23 protein-coding genes are annotated in these 19,933 nt (G+C 72.7%); 12 read left to right on the top strand and 11 right to left on the bottom strand.

From position 1 onward, the window contains the following. Positions 1-29: 29 nt before the first annotated feature. From rsrA to F4692_RS13930, 5 genes are all read right to left on the bottom strand, one after another. Positions 30-323 carry a mycothiol system anti-sigma-R factor gene (rsrA, locus tag F4692_RS13950; protein ID WP_179620206.1) on the bottom strand — a complete coding sequence of 98 codons (294 nt, stop codon included), beginning with the start codon at positions 321-323 and terminating at the stop codon, positions 30-32. Then, entirely contained in the window at positions 320-985 is a 666-nt protein-coding gene (locus F4692_RS13945) for a sigma-70 family RNA polymerase sigma factor (RefSeq protein WP_179620205.1), read from the bottom strand. The genes rsrA and F4692_RS13945 overlap by 4 nt, the downstream gene beginning before the upstream one ends. Before the next feature lie 99 nt (positions 986-1,084). Further along, positions 1,085-1,744 carry an alpha/beta hydrolase family protein gene (locus F4692_RS13940; RefSeq protein WP_179620204.1) on the bottom strand — a complete coding sequence of 220 codons (660 nt, stop codon included), beginning with the start codon at positions 1,742-1,744 and terminating at the stop codon, positions 1,085-1,087. Then, positions 1,741-2,496 carry an SOS response-associated peptidase gene (locus tag F4692_RS13935; RefSeq protein ID WP_179620203.1) on the bottom strand — a complete coding sequence of 252 codons (756 nt, stop codon included), beginning with the start codon at positions 2,494-2,496 and terminating at the stop codon, positions 1,741-1,743. Before F4692_RS13935 ends, F4692_RS13940 begins: the two co-directional genes overlap by 4 nt. Positions 2,497-2,638: 142 nt before the next feature. Then, positions 2,639-3,340: a hypothetical protein gene (locus F4692_RS13930; protein ID WP_179620202.1), complete on the bottom strand. Its 702-nt coding sequence runs from the start codon at positions 3,338-3,340 to the stop codon at positions 2,639-2,641. Positions 3,341-3,574: 234 nt separating this feature from the next. Between F4692_RS13930 and F4692_RS13925 the strand changes: the two genes are divergently transcribed. The 4 genes from F4692_RS13925 to rsgA all read left to right on the top strand — a co-directional run bounded on the left by F4692_RS13925 (position 3,575) and on the right by rsgA (position 8,199). Continuing rightward, a complete protein-coding gene (locus F4692_RS13925; RefSeq protein ID WP_179620201.1) occupies positions 3,575-5,275 on the top strand; it encodes a sigma-70 family RNA polymerase sigma factor in 1,701 nt (566 codons plus the stop codon). 61 nt (positions 5,276-5,336) lie between these two features. Next, a complete protein-coding gene (locus F4692_RS13920; RefSeq protein ID WP_179620200.1) occupies positions 5,337-5,867 on the top strand; it encodes a DoxX family membrane protein in 531 nt (176 codons plus the stop codon). Positions 5,868-5,896: 29 nt separating this feature from the next. Continuing rightward, positions 5,897-7,198: a 3-phosphoshikimate 1-carboxyvinyltransferase gene (aroA, locus tag F4692_RS13915; protein ID WP_179620199.1), complete on the top strand. Its 1,302-nt coding sequence runs from the start codon at positions 5,897-5,899 to the stop codon at positions 7,196-7,198. Beyond that, a complete protein-coding gene (gene rsgA / locus F4692_RS13910; RefSeq protein ID WP_179620198.1) occupies positions 7,195-8,199 on the top strand; it encodes a ribosome small subunit-dependent GTPase A in 1,005 nt (334 codons plus the stop codon). The genes aroA and rsgA overlap by 4 nt, the downstream gene beginning before the upstream one ends. Positions 8,200-8,212: 13 nt before the next feature. Here rsgA and F4692_RS13905 read toward each other — a convergent pair whose 3' ends face one another. Next, entirely contained in the window at positions 8,213-8,674 is a 462-nt protein-coding gene (locus F4692_RS13905) for a DUF2231 domain-containing protein (RefSeq protein WP_179620197.1), read from the bottom strand. A gap of 41 nt (positions 8,675-8,715) precedes the next feature. Between F4692_RS13905 and F4692_RS13900 the strand changes: the two genes are divergently transcribed. The 3 genes from F4692_RS13900 (at position 8,716) to F4692_RS13890 (ending at position 10,547) form a co-directional block, all read left to right on the top strand. Continuing rightward, complete coding sequence (locus tag F4692_RS13900) at positions 8,716-9,603, top strand: inositol monophosphatase family protein (RefSeq protein WP_179620196.1); 888 nt, start codon at positions 8,716-8,718, stop codon at positions 9,601-9,603. A 105-nt stretch (positions 9,604-9,708) separates the two neighbouring features. Then, positions 9,709-10,140 carry a CBS domain-containing protein gene (locus F4692_RS13895; RefSeq protein WP_179620195.1) on the top strand — a complete coding sequence of 144 codons (432 nt, stop codon included), beginning with the start codon at positions 9,709-9,711 and terminating at the stop codon, positions 10,138-10,140. A 65-nt stretch (positions 10,141-10,205) separates the two neighbouring features. Next, positions 10,206-10,547, top strand: coding sequence for an FKBP-type peptidyl-prolyl cis-trans isomerase (locus F4692_RS13890; RefSeq protein ID WP_179620515.1), 342 nt, complete (start codon positions 10,206-10,208; stop codon positions 10,545-10,547). Between the two features lie 31 nt (positions 10,548-10,578). Here F4692_RS13890 and F4692_RS13885 read toward each other — a convergent pair whose 3' ends face one another. Both F4692_RS13885 and F4692_RS13880 read right to left on the bottom strand, forming a co-directional pair. Next, positions 10,579-11,265, bottom strand: a complete 687-nt coding sequence (locus F4692_RS13885; RefSeq protein WP_308645305.1) for a response regulator transcription factor — start codon at positions 11,263-11,265, stop codon at positions 10,579-10,581. After that, entirely contained in the window at positions 11,262-12,446 is a 1,185-nt protein-coding gene (locus tag F4692_RS13880) for a sensor histidine kinase (protein WP_179620193.1), read from the bottom strand. The genes F4692_RS13885 and F4692_RS13880 overlap by 4 nt, the downstream gene beginning before the upstream one ends. Before the next feature lie 140 nt (positions 12,447-12,586). Between F4692_RS13880 and F4692_RS13875 the strand changes: the two genes are divergently transcribed. Together F4692_RS13875 and F4692_RS13870 are read left to right on the top strand one after the other, a co-directional pair. After that, positions 12,587-13,483: an ATP-binding cassette domain-containing protein gene (locus F4692_RS13875; protein WP_179620192.1), complete on the top strand. Its 897-nt coding sequence runs from the start codon at positions 12,587-12,589 to the stop codon at positions 13,481-13,483. Further along, positions 13,480-14,280, top strand: a complete 801-nt coding sequence (locus F4692_RS13870) for an ABC transporter permease (RefSeq protein ID WP_179620191.1) — start codon at positions 13,480-13,482, stop codon at positions 14,278-14,280. Before F4692_RS13875 ends, F4692_RS13870 begins: the two co-directional genes overlap by 4 nt. Before the next feature lie 30 nt (positions 14,281-14,310). Here F4692_RS13870 and F4692_RS13865 read toward each other — a convergent pair whose 3' ends face one another. Beyond that, complete coding sequence (locus tag F4692_RS13865) at positions 14,311-14,532, bottom strand: RNA-binding S4 domain-containing protein (RefSeq protein ID WP_308645323.1); 222 nt, start codon at positions 14,530-14,532, stop codon at positions 14,311-14,313. A 73-nt stretch (positions 14,533-14,605) separates the two neighbouring features. On the opposite strand from F4692_RS13865, the gene F4692_RS13860 reads away from it, so the two are divergent. Beyond that, complete coding sequence (locus F4692_RS13860) at positions 14,606-15,838, top strand: phospholipase D-like domain-containing protein (protein ID WP_179620190.1); 1,233 nt, start codon at positions 14,606-14,608, stop codon at positions 15,836-15,838. An 18-nt stretch (positions 15,839-15,856) separates the two neighbouring features. Here F4692_RS13860 and F4692_RS13855 read toward each other — a convergent pair whose 3' ends face one another. Next, positions 15,857-17,143 (bottom strand): DUF445 domain-containing protein, encoded by a 1,287-nt coding sequence (locus F4692_RS13855; RefSeq protein WP_179620189.1) that lies wholly within the window; start codon positions 17,141-17,143, stop codon positions 15,857-15,859. Positions 17,144-17,180: 37 nt separating this feature from the next. Here F4692_RS13855 and F4692_RS13850 point away from each other — a divergent pair, with 37 nt between their 5' ends. Further along, positions 17,181-17,576, top strand: a complete 396-nt coding sequence (locus tag F4692_RS13850) for an FAD synthase family protein (protein ID WP_179620188.1) — start codon at positions 17,181-17,183, stop codon at positions 17,574-17,576. 84 nt (positions 17,577-17,660) lie between these two features. Next, positions 17,661-19,268, top strand: coding sequence for an MXAN_6640 family putative metalloprotease (locus tag F4692_RS13845; protein WP_179620187.1), 1,608 nt, complete (start codon positions 17,661-17,663; stop codon positions 19,266-19,268). Positions 19,269-19,305: 37 nt separating this feature from the next. On the opposite strand, the gene F4692_RS13840 is transcribed toward F4692_RS13845, so the two are convergent. Next, the gene (locus F4692_RS13840) at positions 19,306-19,923 is read right to left on the bottom strand and encodes a TetR/AcrR family transcriptional regulator (protein WP_218858421.1); all 618 of its coding nucleotides are present in this window, start codon (positions 19,921-19,923) and stop codon (positions 19,306-19,308) included. Between the last annotated feature and the right edge of the window lie 10 nt (positions 19,924-19,933).

The raw sequence follows: 19,933 nt of genomic DNA, 5'->3' as shown, positions 1-19,933 counted from the left end.
GCCGGGTCGCGGCGAATCGGGTGGCACGCTCAGGCGCCGCCGCCCTCGGTGATCTGGACGCGGACCTCGCGCAGCTGGAGGCGTACGCGGTCGCGCAGCGACTCGGGGGCCGCTTCCGAGCAGGACCGCTGCACGAGCTGCTTGACGGCCTTCTGGAGGTCGTGGCGCTCGAGGCACGGACCGCACTCGCGCAGGTGCATCTCGACGACGGCGCAGTCGGCCTGGTCGAGCTCGTTGTCGATGAAGTAGACGATCCGCTCGATGTAGTCGACGCAGTCGTCCTTCCCGTGCTCGTGGGACCCGCCGTGCTCGTGCGTGCTCACGATCCGCTCCCCTCGGTGCCGCCGGGGAGGGAGCTGGCCGGCAGGAGGTCGTTGGCGCGCACGTAGTCGGCGAGCATGTCGCGGAGCTGGCGGCGACCGCGGTGCAGGCGCGACATCACGGTACCGATGGGCGTGTCCATGATCTCCGCGATCTCCTTGTAGGGGAACCCCTCGACGTCGGCGAGGTAGACGGCCAGGCGGAACTCCTCCGGCAGCCGCTGCAGCGCCTCCTTCACCTCGGAGTCGGGGAGGTGCTCCAGCGCCTCCATCTCCGCGGACCGGAGCCCGGTCGAGGAGTGCGACTCCGCGCGTGCGAGCTGCCAGTCCTCGACGTCCTCAGACATCGACTGCTGCGGCTGGCGCTGCTTCTTGCGGTAGGAGTTGATGTAGGTGTTGGTGAGGATCCGGTAGAGCCAGGCCTTGAGGTTGGTGCCGGGCTTGAACTGGTGGAAGGCGCTGTAGGCCTTCGCGAAGGTCTCCTGGACGAGGTCCTCGGCGTCGGCCGGGTTGCGGGTCATCCGCATCGCGGCACCGTAGAGCTGGTCGAGGAACGGCAGCGCGTCGCGCTCGAAGCGCGCCGAGCGCTCGTCGTCGGTCTCCGTGGCGCGGTCGACCTCGGGGGTCTCGGTGGAGGACGCCTGGTCCTCGAGCGATTCAGTCATCGCCTCCCACAGTACCGCCGTGGCCGCAGGGTCAGTACCGCGCTCTCGGGGTCGCGGTCGTTCAAGGGTCAGTGACTGCACACTGGTCCCAACAGCGGGTCAGGCCGAGGGATTCCCGACGACCTCGCGCACCAGCCACTCGAGGGTCGACTCGACGACGATCCCCATCGCCTCGTCCTGGCTGAGCTCGCCGCGCGCCGGCACCTTGAGGCCGTGGTCGCCGCCGGGGATCACCACGACGTCGAGGCCGTCCTGGTCGCCGGGGAACTCCTCGGGGCGGCCCATCGGGTCGCGCTCCCCCTGCACCACCAGGGTCGGCAGGCCGACGCCCCGGAGCTCCGGCAGCCGCGTGGGCTCGGTGCGCCCGGACTGGTGGAGCGGGAAGGACAGCGCGAGGCACCCGCTGGCGCCGAGCGCCCGGGCCGTGCGGGCGGCCGAGCGGGCGCCGGCGGAGCGGCCGCCGACGACGAGGGGCGTACGGACCCGCATCACGTCGGCGGCCCGGGTCAGCGCGGCGTCGAGGGTCGGTGGGGCCGTCGCGATCCTGCGACCGGCCACCCGCCACGGCTGCTCGAAGAGCACGACGGACACGCCCTGCGCGGGCAGGGCGTCGGCGAGGGCGTGCAGGTCACGCGCCTCGACGCCTCCCCCGGCGCCGTGGCTGAGCAGGAGCGTCGCGATCGGGCTGCTGGCACGGCGGGTGTGCAGCCTGCCCTCCCCGTGCGGGGTGTCGACCGAGCGGACCGTCGCCCTCTTCACGAGGGGTCCCCCTCGGCCGGCAGCGGCTCCACGAGCTCCGGGCCGTTGTTGCGGACGTTGCTGACGAGCGTCGGGACGGCGTACGCCTCCAGCCGGCCGGGAGCTGCCGGGACGAGCAGCGAGGTGTCGCCGGCGGTCGTCGGGTCGAGCCACGCGTCCCACCGCTCGCGCTCGACCATGAGGGGCATCCGGTCGTGGATGTGGCCGAGCTCGTCCTCGGCCTGGGTGGTGAGGACCGTGCAGGTCCACCGGAAGCGGTGGGGGTCGTCCTCGGCCCTCGTCGGGTCGCGCCAGATCTCGTAGAGACCGGCCATGGCCAGGACACCGCCGTCCTTCGGTCGGATGAAGAAGGGCTGCTTGACCGGCTTGCCCCTGGCGTTCGTCTGCGAGCTGGGGTACCACTCGAAGTAGCCGTCGGCCGGCAGCAGCGCTCGCCGGGTGGCGAACGCCTTGCGGTAGGCCGGCTTCTCCGCGACCGTCTCCATCCGCGCGTTGATCATCCGGTTGCCGATGGACGGGTCCTTGGCCCACGACGGCACCAGGCCCCACGTGAGCACCCGGAGCTGGCGCTGCGGCGGCTCCCCGTCACGTCCCGACTCGCGTGACGGCGGACGCTCCACGACGGCGTAGACCTCCTTGGTCGGCGCCACGTTGTAGTCGGCGGCCAGCGGTCCGTCGATGCGACTCTCGACGACCTCGAACTCCTCGACGAGGTCCTCGGGGCTCCGGGACGAGGCGTAGCGGCCGCACATGTCACGACCCTAGCCGGGCGCGAGGGACGAGCGCACGGCGTGGGGAGGGAGGTCGAGTGACCCTGCGACCGAGGCACGAGGTCGCAACGGGTCGTACCGAGACCCACGACCCCAGGGCCGGCGGGGCCGGGCGCGAGGGACGTCAGGCGCGGGCGAGCTCGTCGAACAGCATCGCGGCGCCGGCGTCCGTGCCCGGCAGGCCCTCGATCCACACCCGCACCGGCGAGCCCGGCTCGACACCCTCGAGCAGGGTGCGCAGGACCTGGACCCGCCGGCCGAGGTGCTCGTCGCGGCGCGTGAGGATGCCGACACGGTGCGTCCCGACGCGAGCCACCGTCTCGTCGCGGGCGAAGGCGGTGCGGGCGAGCTCGCCGGCCCGCGCGAGCCGCATCGCGCGGGTGAAGTGGTCGACCGGCGCCTCCACCGGGTCGTCACCGGGGCGCATGCCGAAGACGACGAGTGCGTACGCCCCCACGACGGGACCGCGGACCGCGTCGCCGAGCCGGTAGAGCTCGCTGAGCCGGGAGCGGAGGTGGGCCTGGCTGGACAGCCCGGTGAGCGGGTCCTCGCAGGAGAGCTGGTGGAGGTAGCCGAGCGTGGTCTCGCTCCAGGCCGTGAGCATCGTCTGCACGACGTCGAGGCCCGGGTCGGAGCCGGTGAGCTCCTGCCACGTGACGCGCAACGCGTCGACGACCTCCGCCACCGAGGCCCCGTCCCGGGCGAGCTCGCCGCCCGCCACGGCGCAGGCCTCGAGGACGTCCGACCCTGAGGTGAGTGCCTCGCCGACAGCCTCCAACCGGTGCGGCAACCCCGACCGCTCGACGGTGGACCGCGGCTCACTCACCCCAGGGTCGGAAGCCGTGAGTCGTCGCCCACGCGCGGCGAACATCTTCACGGCAACCCCCCTCGGCAGGCTCGGTCATGCCTCACGGGTGTGACGTGCCTCATCGCGGTCCATGACGCGGACCAGACCGACTTTTCCCGGATTCGTTCTTCGGGGGCGCCACGGAGCGCGCCGAGGGCTACAGTCGAACGGCCCCGGCCGACCGGGCCGGGCCCCTGGGAAGCGTCGATCCGCATGAGCAGTGCCGCCAGCATCGAGGCGCCGGGCGATGCCGAGCTGATCTCGGCGGTCCGCGGCGGGGACGTCGACGCCTACGGCATCCTCTTCGAGCGCCACGTGGACGCCGCCCGGCGGCTCGCCCGCCAGATCCTGCCGGGCGGGGACGCCGAGGACCTCGTCTCCGAGGCGTTCGTCAAGGTGCTGGGCGTGCTGCAGCGCGGGGGTGGACCGGACGTCGCATTCCGCGCCTACCTCCTCACGTCCGTGCGCCGGCTGCAGGTGGACCGCTTCCGCGCCGGCTCGCGGCTGCACACGACCGACGACATGGAGGCCTTCGACCCGGGTGTCCCGTTCCGCGACACCGCGGTCGAGGGCTTCGAGAGCGCCGCGGCGGCCCGTGCGTTCGCCAGTCTCCCCGAGCGCTGGCAGCTCGTCCTCTGGCACACCGAGGTCGAGGGCGACAAGCCCGCCGACATCGCCGAGATGCTCGGGATGAGCGCCAACTCCGTGTCCGCGCTCGCCTACCGGGCGCGCGAGGGGCTGCGCCAGGCCTTCCTCACCCAGCACGTCGCCGAGCTCGACCAGGACGACTGCCGGTGGACCCACGGACAGCTCGGCGCCTACGTGCGAGGTGCGACCTCGCGCCGCGACGGCGCCAGGGTCGAGCACCACCTCGACGAGTGCCGCTCGTGCATGGCCGTCTACCTCGAGCTCACCGAGGTCAACTCCCACCTCGGCGCCCTGCTGGCGCCGCTGCTGCTGGGGGGTGCCGCGACGGCGTACCTCGGCGGTGCCGCGGCGTCCGGGACGCTGGGCGGCGGGATCGGCCTGGTCTGGGGCAGGGTCCGCGACCTCGTCACCGCGAACTCCGGCGCAGCGGCGGTGGCGGGCGTCGCCCTCAGCACCGCCGTCGTCGCCGGCGGCATCGCACTCGGCAGCCGTGGCCCGGCGGATCCCGCCGCGCCGAGCGCCCGGGAGGCCACGTCGTCCGTCGCCGGCGAGACCTCCGGTGCCACCCCGTCCGGCGGCGCGAGCCCGTCGCGGAGCGAGCGGTCGCGCACCACGCCCGCCCTCGTCCTCCCACCCGACGGCGCCGACGTGACGCCCGGATCGTCGGTCACGACCGACCCCACCCAGCAGCCGACGCCGGACCCGACCCAGGACCCGACCCCGGCACCCACGCAGGACCCGACCCCGTCACCCACCCCCAGTCCCACGAAGGACCCCACCCCCACCCAGCAGCCGACCCGGACGCCGACGCCGAGCCCGACCACGACTCCCTCACCCACCGAGCAGCCCACCCAGACGCCCACCCAGACGCCCACCCAGACGCCGACCCAGGTCCCGACCGAGCAGCCGACCGAGCAGCCGACCCAGACCCCGACCGAGAGCCCGACGGCCACGCCCGTGGACGCGTCGGTCACAGGCACCGTGAGCGGCACGCGTCCGGTGTACGCCCTGGTCGTCACGGTGTCCGGCATGGCGGGGGGCACCGGCGTGCTGACGATCTCGGCACCGGACGCCCAGGTCGTGCGCACCGTCGACGGTCGCTGCAGCTGGGGCAAGCAGACCGTGACCTGCGCGGTCGCGGGTGACGCCTCCTTCCTCGTTGCGGTCGTCCTGGCGAAGGGCGGCGCCGAGGTCACCGCCACGCTGGCCCCGGCGGGCGGCGACGCCGACCCGGCCGACAACACCTGGCGCGCCAGGCTCGGCTGAGCCGCGCCCGGCACCCCTGCGGACGGAGCGCCCGCTCCCCCCGATCGTGTAGACAGTGCCCATGACGATCACCCGGTTGCTCGCCCGTCCGATGCTGGCCTCGATCTTCGTCGCCGGCGGCGTGAACGCCCTGCGCAACACCGAGGGCCACGCGGCCAAGGCCAAGAAGGTGACCGACAAGGTCGTCCCCGCTGCCCAGCAGGCCGTTCCCCAGGCGCCGATCCCCTCGGACCCCGCCACCCTGGTGCGCATCAACGCCGGCGCGCAGATCCTCGCCGCCGCCGCTCTGGCCACCGGCCGGGCGCCGCGCCTGAGCGCGACCGTGCTCGCCGCCTCCCTCGTCCCGACGACGCTGGCAGGGCACGCGTTCTGGGACGAGACCGACCCGAAGGCCAAGGCGGCCCAGCGCCTCCAGTTCTTCAAGAACACCTCGGTCCTCGGCGGTCTGCTGCTCGCTGCGGTCGACACCGACGGCAAGCCCGGCCTGGCCTGGCGCGCCCGACGCGCCGCCGCCGACGTCCGGCGCGAGGCACGTCAGGTCGCCAAGGACGCGCGGCGCGAGGCCAGGCTCGCCAAGGCGCAGCTGACCTGAGCGCCCGCTGCCCTCGATAGGCTGCGCGGGTGAGTGAGCTCTGGCCGGCCCCGCGTCCCCTCGAGCGCGTCGACCGCGTCGTGTCCCTGCCTGGCAGCAAGTCGCTGACCAACCGGGCCCTGGTCCTGGCAGCGATCGCCGACGGCCCCAGCGTCGTACGCCGGCCGCTCCGTTCGCGCGACACGCTCCTCATGGCGGCTGCGCTGCGCTCCCTCGGCACCCGCGTCGACGACACCGCCGCGGACGGCGCCGGCGACTGGGCCGTGACCCCCGGCGCCTGGGACCGTGACGCGGACATCGACTGCGGACTGGCCGGGACCGTCATGCGCTTCGTGCCGCCCGTCGTCGGGCTGGCCACCGGCACCGTCGCCTTCGACGGCGACCCGCACATGCGGCTGCGACCCGTCGGCCAGGTGCTCGCGGCGCTCGGCGCGCTCGGCGTCCACGTCGACGACGGCGGTCGCGGAGCGTTGCCGTTCTCGGTGCGCGGCACCGGCTCGGTGCCGGGCGGCACGGTGACCATCGACGCGAGCGCGTCGTCGCAGTTCGTCTCCGCGCTGCTGCTGGCGGGGGCACGCTACGAGCACGGCGTCGACGTGCGCCACGTCGGCAAGCCCGTCCCGTCGCTCCCCCACATCGAGATGACCGTCCAGATGCTGCGCGAGCACGGCGTGGAGGTCGACGACTCCGACGCCAACCGCTGGGCGGTCGCCCCGGGGCCGGTGAAGGCCGTCGACCACGACATCGAGCCCGACCTGTCCAACGCCGCGCCGTTCCTCGCGCTGGGCGCCGCCACCGGCGGGAGCGTGACCGTGACCGGCTGGCCCGACTCGACGACGCAGCCCGGCGACGAGCTCCGCGCCATCCTCGCGCTGATGGGGTGCGAGGTCACCCTGGTCGACGGCGACCTCACGGTCCGCGGGCCCGAGCGGCTCACCGGCGTCGACCTCGACCTGCACGACGTCGGCGAGCTCACCCCGGCGGTCGCCGCGCTGTGCGCCCTCGCCAAGTCCCCGTCGCACCTGCGCGGCGTCGCCCACATCCGCGGCCACGAGACCGACCGGATCACCGCCCTCGCCACCGAGCTCGGCCGCCTCGGCGCCGACGTCACCGAGCGCGAGGACGGGCTCGACATCCGTCCGGCGGCCCTGCACGGCGGGACCTTCCACACCTACGCCGACCACCGGATGGCGCACGCCGGTGTCATCCTCGGGCTGGCGGTGGACGGCGTCCTGGTCGAGGACATCGCCACCACGTCGAAGACGTTCCCCGACTTCGCGACGGCGTGGACCGTCGCCGTCCACGGTCGCACGGACGGTACGCCCTCGTGACGGGTCGGTACTCCGAGCACGACCACGAGCACTACGAGCGCCCACGCCGTCGTACCCGTCCGCGCACGAAGGACCGACCCACCTACGACGACGCCGTCGACGGCGTCGTCGTCACCGTCGACCGGGGCCGCTTCACGCTCCTCGTCGACGGCCACCGCGTGATGGCCATGAAGTCACGTCCCCTGGGCCGCAAGGGCGTCGTCGTCGGCGACCGGGTCCGCGTGGTCGGCGACACCAGCGGCGACGACGGCTCGCTCGCCCGGATCGTCGAGGTCGTCCCACGCACGACCACCCTGCGCCGCACCGCGGACGACGACGACCCGGTGGAGCGGGTGATCGTCTCCAACGCCGACCAGCTGGTGGTCGTCACCGCGCTCGCCGACCCGGAGCCGCGCCCGCGACTCATCGACCGCGCCCTCGTCGCCGCGTACGACGCCGGCATGGCTCCCCTGCTCTGCCTCACCAAGGCCGACCTCGCCGACCCGGAGACGCTGCTCTCGACCTACCGCTCGCTCGGCGTGCCGTGGGTCGTCACGCAGCTCAAGGGCGAGGGCGCCGGCGACCTCACCGAGGTGCGCGAGCGCCTGCGGGGCCGCACCAGCGTCCTGGTCGGGCACAGCGGCGTCGGCAAGTCGACGCTCGTCAACGCGCTGGTCCCCGACGCCGGCCGCGAGGTCGGCATCGTCAACTCGGTCACCGGTCGCGGCCGGCACACGTCCACCAGCGCCTACCTCCTGGAGCTCCCGGGCCGTGACGGCTGGATCATCGACACCCCGGGCATCCGGTCGTTCGGGCTCGCGCACGTCCAGCCGGAGAACCTCATCGAGGCGTTCCCCGACCTCGAGGAGATGACCGAGGACTGCCCGCGCGGCTGCACCCACGGCAGCGAGGAGCCCGAGTGCGGCCTCGACGAGGCGGTCGCGTCGGGCGAGGCCGACCCCGACCGGGTGGAGTCGTTCCGCCGGCTGCTGGCCGCGCGCGAGGGCGCCAGCGATTGGTAGGCCCTCCGGGGACTCAGCCCCAGACGGCGCGGGCGCCGGAGTCGCCGGCCAGGTAGAGCGTGACCAGGAGGCCGACCGCGGCGACGGCGAGCAGCACCATGACCGGGATGCCGAAGCGGGTCGGCCGCGCGCCCCGGCCGGAGGCGAGGGCGGACGTGCCGCCGAGGGCCCACGCGCCGACCGCGGCGACGACGGCGTAGATCAGCGCGACCGAGCGCAGGTTCTCGCCGGCCTCCTCGTGCTCCTCGACGATCGGTGCGAGCTCGGGTCGCGCGGCGAGGAGGTCCTCGCCCGCCGCGACCGCGACGAGCGCGGCGACGGCCGTGACGACGGCCAGGACGACGAGCGGCCACCGGAGCAGCCAGCGCCACCGCGGCACGAAGGCGTACGCGAGACCGGTCAGGGCGGCGAGCGGACCGAGGACGACGACTGCGTGCACGACGAGCGGGTGCAACGGCACACCGTTGAGTTCCATGCGTGCACAGTAGGACCCGATGCTGGGAATAGCCTGTGAACATGCCCATCACCGGCTCCAACGACCACACCGACGACCTGCGTCTGGCCCACGTGCTCGCCGACGACGCGGACTCGCTGACCCAGGCCCGCTTCAAGGCGCTCGACCTCCACGTCATGAGCAAGCCGGACCTCACCCCGGTGACGGACGCAGACAAGGCCGTCGAGGAGAGCATCAGGCGTACGCTCTCGCGCGTCCGCTCGCGCGACGCCGTCGTCGGCGAGGAGCAGGGCACGACCGGGCACAGCCAGCGCCGATGGATCATCGACCCGATCGACGGCACGAAGAACTTCGTCCGCGGCGTCCCCGTGTGGGCGACCCTCATCGCGCTCGCGATCGACGACGAGGTCGTCCTCGGTGTCGTCTCCGCACCGCAGCTGCAGCGCCGCTGGTGGGCCTCGGCCGGCAACGGCGCCTGGACGGGCCGCTCGCTGTTGAAGGCCACGAGGTGCGAGGTCTCCGACGTGCGGCGACTCGAGGACGCGTCGTTGAGCTACTCCTCCCTCTCGGGCTGGGACGAGCGCGACCGGCTCGACGACTTCGTCTCGCTGACGCGGCGGTGCTGGCGTACCCGTGCCTACGGCGACTTCTGGTCCTACATGCTCCTCGCGGAGGGTGCCGTCGACATCGCGGCCGAGCCCGAGCTCGCCCTCTACGACATGGCGGCGCTGGACGTGATCGTCCGCGAGGCCGGTGGCCGGTTCACCTCGCTCGACGGCACCGACGGCCCGTGGGGCGGCAACGCCCTGGCCAGCAACGGCCACCTGCACGACGCGGCCCTGTCCTTCCTCGGCACGATCGAGGACGACACCGACCCCGACGTGCCGCGTCGCGGGCCCGGCTCGGTCAGCAGCCTGCGCGACCGGCAGGCACCCCCGGTCCTCGACTGACCCCGGCCGCGGGAAGGCCGTCGGAACGGGTCCTGCGGCCCTGTCCCTCGACGCCGCACTTGGCTACGGTGACTGATCATCAGTCTCCGGACGAGAGGGTGGACCATGAGGATCCAGGACGTCATCCAGGGCAAGGGCGACCGGACGGTGGTGACCATCGGGCCGGACGCCACCGTGCGCGAGCTGGTCTCCCTGCTCGCCGAGCACAACGTCGGGGCGCTCGTCGTGAGCGAGGACGGCGACCGGGTCGACGGCATCGTCAGCGAGCGCGACGTGGTGCGGCGCCTGCACGCCGACGCGGCGGTCCTGGACGGCCTCGTGCGCTCGATCATGACCGCCGACGTCCGCACGTGCGCAGCGGAGGACTCGCTCACCGACCTCATGCAGACGATGACCGAGCACCGCATCAGGCACGTCCCGGTGCTGGCCGACGGACGGCTGACCGGCATCATCTCCATCGGTGACGTGGTCAAGAACCGCATCGGCGAGCTCGAGTTCGAGCGCGACCAGCTCGACAGCTACGTCCACCAGACCTGACGCACCACCTTCGACCATCCCCCAGAGGAGTACTTGTGAGCGAGAAGCCCGACGTCGACCCGCACATGGGCGAGGTGCCCGCCGACCTCGAGGTCACCGACCTCGTCGAGGGCGACGGTGCCGAGGCCGCGTCCGGATCGACCGTCTCGGTCCACTACGTGGGTGTCGCCCACTCGACGGGCGAGGAGTTCGACGCGTCCTACAACCGCGGCACGCCGCTGCAGTTCCGCCTCGGCATCGGCCAGGTGATCTCCGGGTGGGACACCGGCGTGCAGGGCATGAAGGTCGGCGGCCGCCGCCGACTCGTCATCCCGCCGCACCTGGGCTACGGCGACCGCGGCGCCGGCGGCGTCATCAAGCCGGGCGAGACGCTCATCTTCGTCGTGGACCTCCTCGAGGTCCGCTGACCGGCAGCCACACCTGACGTCGGGCGGTCCTTCACCCCTGGGCGTCGTGGACCAGGATCGCGACCTGCACCCGGTTCTCGACGCCCAGCTTGGCGAAGAGCCGCCCGACGTGCGTCTTCACCGTGGGGACGCCCATGAACAGCTCGGCGGCGATCTCGGCGTTGCTCAGCCCGCGGGCCACGCCGTCGGCGACGTCGCGCTCGCGCTCGGTCAGGCCGGCGAGCGCGTCCTGCGCTGCACGCGTGCGCCGGTCGGCGTCCGAGCCCTCGTCGGTGCGGGTCACGGCCGCGATCAGCTGGGCCGTGACGCTCGGCGAGAGCATCGGCTGGCCGGACGCCACGGTGCGGACGGCCTCGACCAGACGCGCCGGAGGGGTGTCCTTGAGCAGGAACCCGGCCGCGCCGGTGCGCAGCGCCTTGAGCACCATGTCGTCGGTGTCGAAGGTCGTGAGCACGATGATCTTCAGCTGCGGGTGGACGCGCAGCAGCTCCTCGGTCGCGCTGAGCCCGTCGCGCACGGGCATGCGGATGTCCATCAGCACCACGTCCGCCCCCGACGACGGGACGACCGAGAGCGCCTCCTCGCCGTCGCCTGCCTCGGCCACCACGGTGATCCCCGAGCCGCCGCCGAGCATCATGCCGAGCGCCGTGCGCACCATCGGGTCGTCGTCGACCACGGCCAGCCGGATCTGCGGGCGCCCGCTCCCCTCGTCGCTCACGTGGCCCACGGTATCCATGCCCGCACCGAGTAGCCGCCGGTGGCGTCCACGCCGTGGTTGATCCGCCCACCGGCCAGGGCGGCGCGCTCGGCCAGGCCGAGCAGGCCGAGGCCGGACGCCGGCAGAGACGGCCCGCGCACCGGCGCCACGGGCGCGGCGTTGCGGACCGCGATCACCACGCCGTCGTCGGGGCTGCCGGCGACGTCGACGGTGACCGTGGTGCCGGGGGCGTGCTTGCGGACGTTGGTCAGCGCCTCCTGGACGATGCGGTACGCCGTGCGCCCCGTGCTCGTCGGCAGCTCACCCTCGACGGCCTGCGACAGGCGTACGCGCATCCCGCCGGCAGCCTCCTCCTCGACCAGCGCGGCCAGGTCGTCGATGCCCGGCTGCGGCCGCTCGGGCCCCTCGTCCGCGGGCTGGGTGGGGTCGCGCAGGACGCCCAGCACGGCGCGCAGGTCGGAGAGCGCGCGGTGGGCGTTCTCCTCGATGGAGCGCGCCGCCGTCGCCCGGTCCTCCTCCGACAGGTCGGTGCGATAGCTCAGGGTGCTCGCGTTCATCGCCACGAGGGAGATGCGGTGGGCCAGCACGTCGTGCATCTCGCGGGCGATCCGGGTGCGCTCGGCGGCCTGCGCCTGCGCGACCCGCGCGCGCTGCTCCCGCTCGGCCGTCTCGGCGCGGGCCCGGTAGGAGTCGACGAGCTGGCGCTGGGAGCCCATCGCATAGCCCGTCGCGACGAGGATCCCCGACACGAGACCGCCGAACGAGAGCGACGCCCACAGGGGCAGGGTGTCCTCCGCGAGCCCGATGCGCTCCTGGACGATCCCGGCGACCACGCTGATCGGCACCACGACCGCGACCAGGCGCCACCGTCGGTGGGAGGCGACCGAGCCGAGGGCCCACGACGCAGGGCCCGCGCTCGACGCGGAGACGAAGGTGAAGGTGTTGAGGAGCACCGACACCGCCGCAGGCTGACGGTGCCGCCACCTGATCAGCACGAAGGAGACGAGCCCGAGCAGCGGGTCCCCCCAGAGGAACCACATGAGCCGGGTGTCGGAGGTCCGTTCGGTCGCACTCAGGAGCGGCACGCCCCACGCGACGAGACTGATGAGGAGGGCCAGGGCGTACCGCCAGGTCGGCGCCAGGCGCCCGCGTCGCTCGGGGACGACGTGGGTAGGGGCCATGGTGGCGAGGCTAGAGGACCGGGTCGGACCCCTGCGTCCGACCAAGGTGTCGGCCAGCGAGCCGGGTCGATACCGAGGTCGGACCCGAGCGACCCCTGCGCCCGATGTCCCGGCCCCCTTCGGCCGCGCAGGCTGGAGCCATGATCACAGTGGAGAACCTCACCAAGCGCTACGGCGGCTTCACCGCCGTCGACGACATCTCGTTCGAGGTGCGTCCCGGCAGCGTGGTCGGCTTCCTCGGGCCCAACGGCGCGGGCAAGTCCACCGCGATGCGGATGATGACCGGCCTGACCCCCGCCACGTCGGGCCGGGCCACCATCCTCGGCCAGACCTACCGCGAGCTGCACAACCCCGGACGCCAGGTCGGGGTCATGCTCGACGCCTCCGCCCAGCACCCGGGCCGCACCGGCCGCGAGGTGTTGCGGGTCGCCGCCGTGTCGGTCGGCGTCTCCCGCTCCCGCGTCGAGGAGGTCCTCACGCTGGTCGGCCTCACCGACGAGGAGGCGGGCCGCCGGGTCCGCAACTACTCCCTCGGCATGCGCCAGCGCCTCGGCATCGCCGCTGCGCTGCTCGGTGAGCCGCAGGTGCTGATCCTGGACGAGCCGGCCAACGGCCTCGACCCTCAGGGCATCCACTGGATGCGCGGGCTGCTGCGCCGCTTCGCCGACGGCGGCGGCACGGTGCTGCTGTCGAGCCACCTGCTGCACGAGGTGCAGATCGTCGCCGACGACCTCGTGATGATCGGTCGCGGCCGCATCGTGGCGATGGGCTCCAAGGAGGAGCTGCTGAGCCGCGGTGGCACCACGGTCAACTCGACCGACAACGCCCGGCTGGCCGGGTTGCTCGAGCAGGCCGACGTGCCCGTCTCGCGCACCGGCTCGGGCCTCGTCGTCGACGCCGAGCCCGGCGTCGTGGGCCGCATCGCCGCCGAGGAGCGCGTCGTGCTCCTCGAGCTGCGGTCCGGAGGCTCCGAAGGCCTCGAAGAGATGTTCCTCGGCCTCACGGCCGCCACGTCCCGCGAAGGAGACGCAGCATGAGCACCCCGACCACCACTGCCCCCGCCGTGGGCGGCAGCGACACCCACCCGCGGCCGACCCCCCTCCAGGGGCGACCGGGAGTGCCGTTCTCCCGCACCCTGCAGGCCGAGCTCCGCAAGATGGTCGACACGCGCGCCGGCCGCTGGATGGTCATCGTCATGGCCGCCGTCGCCGCGATCATCCTGGCCGCCTTCCTCATCTGGGGCCCTGCCGAGGACGCGTCCTTCCGCAGCCTGCTCGAGCTCTCGACCCTGCCGCTCGCCATGCTCCTGCCCGTGCTCGGCATCATGGCCGCCACGGCGGAGTGGACCCAGCGGACGGGTCTGGTGACCTTCACCCTCGAGCCGCGCCGCGGCCGGGTCGTGCTGGCCAAGGCCCTGGCCGCGCTCGTGCTGGCTGCCGTGGTGCTCGTCGTCGCCGTCGCCGCGTCGGCGGTGGCCAACATCGCCGGGGGCACCGGCGAGTGGGACCTGACCGCCGCCGTCGGCGGAGGCGTGCTGCTGGCCCTGCTGATCTACGTCCTGCAGGGCGTGGCGTTCGGGCTCCTGTTCCTCAACACGCCCGTCGCGATCGTGTCGGTGCTGGTCCTGCCGACCATCTGGTCGATCGCCACGATGGCCGTCTCCTCGCTCGAGGAGGCCGGCAGGTGGCTCAACCTGGACTCGGTGATGCAGCCGCTCTTCGCCGGCGAGATGGCCGGTCAGGACTGGGCACAGCTCGCCACCGCCTCCGGCGTGTGGGTGCTGCTGCCGCTGGTCGTCGGCACGTGGCGCGTGCTGACCCGTGAGGTGAAGTAGTCGGGGGACGCTCCACCTCACCGTCGCCACTCACCAGGGGACGTCGATCTCGACCTCCCCCGTGGCGACACGGGCCGCCAGCCCGCCCAGCGCGACCACGTCGCCGGGGACGAGCTGGCGGCCCCGTCGCGTCTCGACCTCCCCGTTGACCCGCACCGCGCCGTCGGCGATCACCGGCTTGGCCTCGGCGCCCGTCTCGACGAGGTTCGCGAGCTTGAGGAACTGGCCGAGCCGGATCGACTCGTCGCGGATCGGGACGTCGAGGGGCTCGCTGGTAGCGCCGGTCGGCGGCAGGTCGCTGGACACTTCTCTAGGGTAGGCGTCCGTGCGCACCCCACGGTGGTCCCGGTCCGTCGCCTCCCTCTGCCTGCTCGGCCTGGTGGCGGCCCTGCTGAGCCTCGGCTCCCCCGTCGGCGCCGAGCGTGCCGCGCCCGTCGGTCCGTCCGCGAAGCCTCCGGGGAAGACCGGCTGCGCGGCCCGCGACGGGTTCGAGGCCTGCTTCACCTCGCCGCCGACCGTCCCGGGCGACCCCACGGTCCTCGGACGCGCGAGCCGGCTCTTCGACAGCGCCGGGCCCGGGGACACCATCCGGGTCGCGATGTTCCGGTGGGACATCCAGCCGCCCACCGACGCCCTGATCGCCGCCCAGCGGCGCGGCGCGGTCGTCCTGCTCGTCGGCGACGACGACCTGCGGCTCAACAGGCAGGGACGCCGGCTGGTCCGCACGATCGAGGAGCAGGACCCCGACCGGAGGAACGTCGTCATCTGCAAGGGCGCCTGCCTGCCGTGGCGCGCGCCCGGGCCGTACCCCGACAGCCAGAACGTCCAGCACCTCAAGTTCTACGTCACCGACATCGGCGGCGTGCAGTCCTTCATCACGTCCTCGGCCAACCTCGAGGACCGGCAGTACCGCCAGTACAACTCGTTCCTGAAGATCGACGACCCCGGACTGCACGACTTCGGCGTCGCCTACTTCGACCGCCTGTGGGCACAGAGCCCGAAGGTCGACGGCGTGCGGTGGACGGACAAGGACAAGCAGTGGTCCAAGGGGCCGGTCACCGCGACCGTCTATCCGCGACGCAGCGACCTCCTGCTGACGACGTTGCGCGCCATCACCTGCACCCGCGGCGCGCGAGACGTGTCGGCGATGTTCGCCGTCATCCAGCGCGCCGACGTGCGCGACCAGCTCGCGCGGCTGTCCCGCAAGGGCTGTCGGGTCCGCATCGTGACGTCGCGCGACACCGTGGAGAACTGGCTCCAGCAGGACCTTCCCGCCGGCGACGTCCCGGACGCGCAGGTCCGCACGGTGCTCACCCACGACAAGATGCTCGTCGCCCACGCCCGTCTCCGAGGACGTGAGACCCACCTCGTCGTCACCGGCACGTCCAACACGACGTGCGGTGGGCTGTTCTACAACGACGAGGTGATGCTCCGCGTCGTCGGCAACGAGTGGCTCCACGACCAGTACCTCGCGCACTTCGACGACGCGTACGCCCGGGCGCGGCAGAGCGCCACGCGGGTGATGCCCGTGATGAAGCCCTGCCGCGGCCGGTCGTGACGGCCGGGCACGTCGCGATCAGTGCACGAGCAGGCTCAGCGCGTGGATCAGCACGCCGACGAGCCCGCCCACGATGGTGCCGTTGATCCGGATGAACTGGAGGTCGCGCCCCACGTGCAGCTCGATGCGCCGGGCGGCCTCCTTGCCGTCCCAGCGCTCGATCGTGGACGTGATCACCGTCGTCACCTCGGCGCCGTAGCGCTCGACGAGGAACACCGTGACGTCGGCCGCGGCGCGGTCCAGCCGCTCGCGGAGCGCCGCGTCCTCACGCAGCCGCAGCGAGAACGCGTTGAGCTCGAGAAGCAGGCGCTGGCGTACGGCTCCCTCACGGTCGCGGACCGAGGCGAGCAGCGCGGAGCGCATCGCCTTCCACAGCGAGATGGCGGTCGTCACGACCTGTGGGTGCTCGAGCAGCCGGTCCTTGAAGGCTTCGGCGCGGGCGCGGGTCTCCTCGTCGTTGAGCAGGTCGCTGGCGAGCTGCCCGAGCATCGAGTCGAGGGCCTCGCGGGCTCGGTGGTGCGGGTCGTCGCGGATGTCCTCGAGCCAGGCCAGCGCCTGGACGTGCAGCCGCGAGGTGACCGCGTCGTTGAGCCTGGGCGGCGCCCACCACGGCGCTCGCTCCTCGAGCACGCTCACGAAGGTCTCGGGGTTCTCCTCCAGCCAGCGGTGCATCTCGTCGACCGCGAGGTCGACGACGCCGTGGTGCAGGTCGTCGCGCAGCACCTCCATCAACGTCGTGCCGAGGAGCGGCGAGATCGGCTCCTCGTGGAAGCGCGGCACCAGCGCCTGGGTGACGAGGTCGGCGACGTGGTCGTCGCGCACCTTGTCGAGCGCGATCGCGGCGACGTCGGAGGCCTCGTCGACCACCCGGCGGGCGTTGGCCGGGTCGGCGAGCCAGTCCCCCACCCGCGCCGAGATCTCCGCCGCGGCGACCCGCTCGCGGATGATCTCCTCCTGCAGGAAGTTCTCCCCGACGAACTCCTCCAGCCCCTTGCCGAGCTCGTCCTTGCGTCGCGGGACGAGCGCGGTGTGCGGGATGGGCAGCCCGAGCGGGTGCTTGAACAGCGCGGTCACGGCGAACCAGTCGGCGATCGCACCGACCATCGACGCCTCGGCACCCGCGTTGACGAAGCCCCAGACGTCGTCGCGGCCGAGCGTGGCGACGTACACGCACGCGGCGAGGACGAGCAGCCCGACGGCGACGGTGCGCATCCGGCGCAGGCCGCGGCGGCGCGCCTCGTCGGCCCCCGGGTCGGGGGTGATCAGCGAGACGCTGGGCCTCTGGGCGGTCGGGGTCGCGGCCATGCCGGTCATCCTCCCCTGCCGTGCCAGAATGCCGCGCATGCCTCGCACCGTGATCACCTTCGGCACGTTCGACGTGTTCCATGTCGGGCACCTGCGCGTCCTCGAGCGCGCGGCCGAGCTGGGAGACCGGTTGGTCGTGGGCGTCTCTGCCGACGCCCTCAACGAGCGCAAGAAGGGCCGCGCGCCGATCTTCACCCAGCGCGAGCGGCTGGCCATCGTCGGGGCCCTCAAGGTCGTCGACGCGGTCTTCGTCGAGGAGAGCCTGGAGCAGAAGCGCGACTACATCGTCGAGCACGAGGCGGACGTCCTCGTGATGGGCGACGACTGGGCCGGGAAGTTCGACGAGCTCGCCGACGCGTGCGAGGTCGTCTACCTGCCCCGGACGCCGGCCATCTCCACGACCGCGATCATCGAGCACATCGCCGACCTCTGACGCCGAGACGCCGCCCTTCGACAGGTTTCGGCGTCCGACGGCTGGGTTAGTGTCACTCACGAGCTGACAACCACGAGGGGAACCATGCGCAGAATCGTCACCACCGCCCTGGCCGTCGCACTGGTCGGCAGCGCGGCACTCGCCGCGCCCGCCACCGCGGCCGACCAGGACCGCCCGGCGGTCCCGGGCGTCACCCAGGAGCTCGAGGGCTTCGACGCCCGGAGCGTCATCGACCTCACGCAGCCGCCCGTCGAGCCGAGCCTCGAGCTCGCCTACGAGCCGAGCGCCTCGGAGACCCTCGCGACCGCTCGTCGCGTGCTGGCCGGCAACTCCCGCCCGAGCGACCCGTCCGCCACGATCGTGCTGCGCGACCTGTTCATGCAGAAGTCCCAGCTCCGCGGTGCCGACCGCCGCCTGGCCGACCGCCTGCTCGCGCGCCCCACCGACGGCTTCAGCGACCCGCAGGGCTTCGGCTACACCGTCGCCGAGGCGCCGCCGCTGTGCAACACCCGCCTGTGCATCCACTACGTGCCCACCGGCACCGACGCCCCGCCGACGCCGGACTGGCCGGCCACCAACCTCGCCGTCATGGACTCGGTGTGGACGACCATCGTCGACCAGATGGGCTACCGCAAGCCGGTCAGCGACGGCACCAAGGGCGGCAACCCGCTCTTCGACGTCTACCTCAAGGACCTCGGTGGCGACCTCTACGGCTTCTGCGCCGGTGAGCGCAAGGCCAAGAAGCGCACCGCGTCGGGCTACTGCGTCCTCGACAACGACTTCGCGGCCACGCAGTTCCCCAACGGCACGCCGCTCGACAACCTCACCGTGACCGCCGGGCACGAGTTCTTCCACGCCGTCCAGTACGCCTACGACTACGCCGAGGACCCGTGGATGATGGAGTCGACGGCGACCTGGATGGAGGAGCGCATCGCGACCGCGGTCAACGACAACCGCCAGTACCTCCCGGCCAGCCAGATCTACGCCCCGCAGATCCCGCTCGACGCCTTCAGCCAGACCAGCGGCTTCCAGTACGGCAACTGGGTCTTCTGGGAGTACCTCTCCAGCCGCTACGGCCTCAAGATCGTCCAGAAGGCCTGGAAGCAGGCCGGCACCCTCAAGGGCGACGGCAACAAGTACAGCCTCCACGCGATCGACCGCGCCCTCAAGGGCAAGGGCGGGTTCCACAAGAACTACGCCAACTACGTCGCCGGCAACCTCACGCCCGCGGTCAACTTCCCGGAGGGCGCCGACATCCAGGCCCAGTTCGGCGGCGGACGCATCTTCGGCAGCAAGGTCCTGAGCAAGGGCAAGCGCTCCAAGCGGTTCGGCACCAAGATCCACCACCTGTCGTCCGCGTCCTACGCGTTCGGTCCTGGCAAGGGCCTCAGCGGCAAGAAGTGGAAGCTGTCCCTCAAGGTCAGCGGACCCGCCCGCGTCACCTCGCCGGCCGCCGTCGTCGTGATCTACAAGCTCAACGGCAAGCGCCAGGTCAAGACGATCAAGCTCAACAAGCGCGGCGACGGATCCAAGAAGGTGACCTTCGACAACCGCAAGGTCGGTGCCGTCTCGGTCTCGCTGATCAACGGCTCGACCCGCTACAAGTGCGGCCGCGGCACCGTCCTCGCGTGCGAGGGCAAGCCGCTCGATGACAAGCTGCGCTTCGCCGTGAAGGCGAAGGTCACCAAGTGACCCGTGGGTGAGGCCCGTCCTCACCCGCGACAGAGCATCACCTGATCGCGAGCAGGGCGTGGAGCGCGGCGACGCACTCCTCGACCAGCCGTGACACCGGGACCGGGCGTTCGCCGGTCGGCACCGCCGACCAGCTGAGCGCCCGGTCCTCCGTATACGCCCACCACGCGCGTACGACGTCGCGCCGGTCGTCGGGCAGGTCGAGCGCTCGCACGACGCGGTCGGTGCTGCCGTCGCGCACCGACTCCATCACCTCGGTGACCCTCGGGTCCGCGACGCCGTGGCCGTGGACCAGCGCGAGGTAGAAGTCACGCCGGCGATCGATCTGCTCGATCATCAGGCGGGTGATGGTCTCCACCTGCTCGGGTCCGGGGGCGTCGGGGTCCGGCGCGGTGGTCCGCAGCATCCGTCGCCCGGCCGCGGCGATGCAGGCGAGGTAGAAGTCGGTCTTCGTCGGGAAGTAGTGGAAGAGCAGCCCCCGCGAGATCCCCGCCTCGGCGGCGACGTCGTCCAACGGAAGGTCCTGGATCGGCCTCTCGACGATCTTGGCCAGCCCGATCCCCACCAGCTGCCGGCGGCGCTCCTGCGCGCTCAGCCGCCGGCGTACCGGCGCGTCCGCAGACGTCGCACCAGGCTCCGTGCTGTGCTCCGTCACACTGTTGAGC

It is taken from the genome of Nocardioides cavernae, from assembly GCF_013410035.1.
In the GTDB taxonomy this organism is placed as follows: Bacteria; Actinomycetota; Actinomycetes; order Propionibacteriales; family Nocardioidaceae; genus Nocardioides; species Nocardioides cavernae_A.
Note: the sequence above shows the minus strand (reverse complement) of the source record. Positions and strands in the feature narration are given on the sequence as shown.

Coding starts and splice junctions, on each gene's coding strand:
- F4692_RS13870 (WP_179620191.1), top strand. CDS start 13,480: ATGAGCACCCCGACCACCACTGCCCCCGCCGTGGGCGGCAGCGACACC.
- F4692_RS13855 (WP_179620189.1), bottom strand. CDS start 17,143: ATGGCCGCGACCCCGACCGCCCAGAGGCCCAGCGTCTCGCTGATCACC.
- F4692_RS13880 (WP_179620193.1), bottom strand. CDS start 12,446: ATGGCCCCTACCCACGTCGTCCCCGAGCGACGCGGGCGCCTGGCGCCG.
- F4692_RS13890 (WP_179620515.1), top strand. CDS start 10,206: ATGGGCGAGGTGCCCGCCGACCTCGAGGTCACCGACCTCGTCGAGGGC.
- F4692_RS13850 (WP_179620188.1), top strand. CDS start 17,181: ATGCCTCGCACCGTGATCACCTTCGGCACGTTCGACGTGTTCCATGTC.
- F4692_RS13920 (WP_179620200.1), top strand. CDS start 5,337: ATGACGATCACCCGGTTGCTCGCCCGTCCGATGCTGGCCTCGATCTTC.
- F4692_RS13935 (WP_179620203.1), bottom strand. CDS start 2,496: ATGTGCGGCCGCTACGCCTCGTCCCGGAGCCCCGAGGACCTCGTCGAG.
- F4692_RS13875 (WP_179620192.1), top strand. CDS start 12,587: ATGATCACAGTGGAGAACCTCACCAAGCGCTACGGCGGCTTCACCGCC.
- F4692_RS13945 (WP_179620205.1), bottom strand. CDS start 985: ATGACTGAATCGCTCGAGGACCAGGCGTCCTCCACCGAGACCCCCGAG.
- F4692_RS13900 (WP_179620196.1), top strand. CDS start 8,716: ATGCCCATCACCGGCTCCAACGACCACACCGACGACCTGCGTCTGGCC.
- F4692_RS13905 (WP_179620197.1), bottom strand. CDS start 8,674: ATGGAACTCAACGGTGTGCCGTTGCACCCGCTCGTCGTGCACGCAGTC.
- F4692_RS13845 (WP_179620187.1), top strand. CDS start 17,661: ATGCGCAGAATCGTCACCACCGCCCTGGCCGTCGCACTGGTCGGCAGC.
- F4692_RS13925 (WP_179620201.1), top strand. CDS start 3,575: ATGAGCAGTGCCGCCAGCATCGAGGCGCCGGGCGATGCCGAGCTGATC.
- F4692_RS13895 (WP_179620195.1), top strand. CDS start 9,709: ATGAGGATCCAGGACGTCATCCAGGGCAAGGGCGACCGGACGGTGGTG.